The sequence below is a fragment of the Empedobacter tilapiae genome, from assembly GCF_004785645.1.
Taxonomy (GTDB): Bacteria; Bacteroidota; Bacteroidia; order Flavobacteriales; family Weeksellaceae; genus Empedobacter; species Empedobacter tilapiae.
Map to the genome: position 1 here is coordinate 1 of NZ_SRPE01000025.1, position 2,321 is coordinate 2,321.

General features: G+C 39.3%; 2 protein-coding genes. Both read left to right on the plus strand.

The features are described 5' to 3' along the window. Nucleotides 1-237: 237 nt before the first annotated feature. Nucleotides 238-1,026, plus strand: a complete 789-nt coding sequence (locus tag E4J94_RS17525) for a tyrosine-type recombinase/integrase (RefSeq protein ID WP_371875729.1) — start codon at nucleotides 238-240, stop codon at nucleotides 1,024-1,026. Then, nucleotides 1,005-2,102 (plus strand): IS91 family transposase, encoded by a 1,098-nt coding sequence (locus E4J94_RS17530; protein WP_038335828.1) that lies wholly within the window; start codon nucleotides 1,005-1,007, stop codon nucleotides 2,100-2,102. Before E4J94_RS17525 ends, E4J94_RS17530 begins: the two co-directional genes overlap by 22 nt. The last annotated feature ends 219 nt before the right edge of the window (nucleotides 2,103-2,321 follow it).

Sequence of the window (2,321 nt, forward strand, 5' to 3'; positions counted from 1 at the left end):
TGTTGAACTAAACCTCCGGTAGCTTTCGCTGCGATGATTTCGTACCTTAGTATATTAATATTAAACAATTGATACTATGGTAACTAAAAAAAATCTCCGGAGGAATTAAGAGCGAACAAATACATTAATCGCGCTTGTAGTGAAATTACGGGTTTTTCTGAACTTCTGCAACGTTTTCAGCGAAATATTTCCATTTTAGGCAGAAGCCAGCGTACTTTCGAGAATTATTCTCGGCATGTGGCGGCAATGGCGTTGCATTTTGGAATTCTTCCTACGGAATTACATCCCGAGCAGGTTAAAGATTACTTATTTGAACTGCAGCAACGTTCTTTAAGTCCTTCGCAATCATACTTTAAACATACGGTTTACGGACTTCGATTTCTTTTAAAAACAGAGAATCTTCCTTACGATTATCTTCATTTACCATCGATTCCAAAAGAGAAAAAGCTTCCTGTTGTTTTAAGTCGAGAAGAGATTTGGAAGATGCTTCAAAGTGCAGAACTGCTAAAACATCGTGTTTTAATTGGCTTGATTTACGGCTGTGGTTTACGCTGTATGGAAGTTCGGAACATAGAATTAAAGCATTTAGATTTCGATCGAAAACAACTTCATATCGTTCAAAGTAAAGGAAAAAAAGATCGATATGTTCCTTTATCTGATCATTTGATACGGGGAATAAAAAGATATATTTCAGCCGAACATCCCACTACTTTTTTATTTACAGGAAACACGAAAGATGCCAAGGGTTTTGATTCTCGTTACAGTCAACGCGGTGTTCAATGGGCAGTTCAATCTATCAGTAAAAAAGCAGGTATTTTAAAAGATGTGCACACGCATACTTTGCGCCATAGCTATGCCACGCATTTATTAGAAGATGGCGTAAATATCCTTCAAGTTCAGAAATTGATGGGGCATGAACGGGTGGAGACCACTATGGAATATTTACATGTTTGCCAATTGGAGCAACAAAAAGTACACAGTCCACTTGATACCGTTTTTGCTTTATGCAGCCGCAGTGGGAAGTAGCCCATGTATTGCAAAAAGTAGATTTATCCAACCAAAACTTTACCGTTCATCAAGAGAAAACGTTAAGGGCATTAACGTTGTGCAGAACTTCAGCGTTGGGCGGTCATGTAGATGCTTGCGATGCTTGCGGAAACATCAGTATTAGTTACAACAGCTGCCGCAATCGGCATTGTCCAAAATGTCAGGGACACAAACGCGAAGAATGGATACAGGCACGCGCGCAAGATTTGTTGCCTTGTTCGTATTATCATTTGGTTTTTACTTTGCCCGATACGCTTAACGGTTTAACGATCTCACATCCGCAAATTATTTATCGCTTGTTGTTTGAATCTGTGTGGGCTAGTTTATCTCAATTTGGCAAAACCGAAGGTTTGCAATTGGGCATGATTGCTATTTTACATACCTGGGGCCAAAATTTAAGTTTGCATCCGCATCTGCATTGCATTGTTCCAGGCGGCGGAATTGATAATAATGGCAAGTGGAGACGAAAAATAAAAACCGATAAATACTTGTTTGCAGTAAAAGCATTAAGTAAGGTTTTTCGAGCCAAATATGTAGCGTTGTTACGCAAAGAAAAGCTTGCCGAGGGGCACATCTTAGAAAGTTTGTTTGAAAAACATTGGGTTGTTTATGCCAAACGGTCATTTGGCGGCCCAAAACAAGTGATTGAGTATCTGGGTAGATATACCCACAAGGTAGCCATTAGCAACCATCGCATTACAAATGTAACCCATCAAGAAGTTACTATCAATTATAAAGATTATAGAGACGGAAGTGAAACCAAGCAACTCACATTAAAAAACGAAGAATTCGCCCGCCGTTTTAGCTTGCATGTTTTACCGAAACGATTTGTTCGCATACGGCACTACGGAATTTTAAGCAGCAGTTGGAAACGTGGCAAACTACAGCAGTTACAAGAAGAATTACACGTTGCGCGAGCATTAGTAGAGCCTAAAACACAACATCGAAAATGTTATTGTTGTAAAGTGGGGAATCTGGTTACGTTGCACGTTTTTGGACAAAGAGGTCCGCCAGAAAAGTATCTTATCGGAAACAAACTTGCTTCTGTGAATTAACTTTTACGGGTAAGGGAATTTGTGTTTAAAGCACAAAAAAACAGCCAAAACGCATGAAGAAATACAACTTCAACCACAAAAAAAGCAGTAATCCTAAAATTACTGCTTGTATATCTTAAAGCCACATTTCGAAAACCCCATAATACATAAAGCTACTCCGGTTCCGTTCAACGGGCTTTCATCTCTAGCCCTCCGGGCAAGACGAAAGCTTAGTTATTA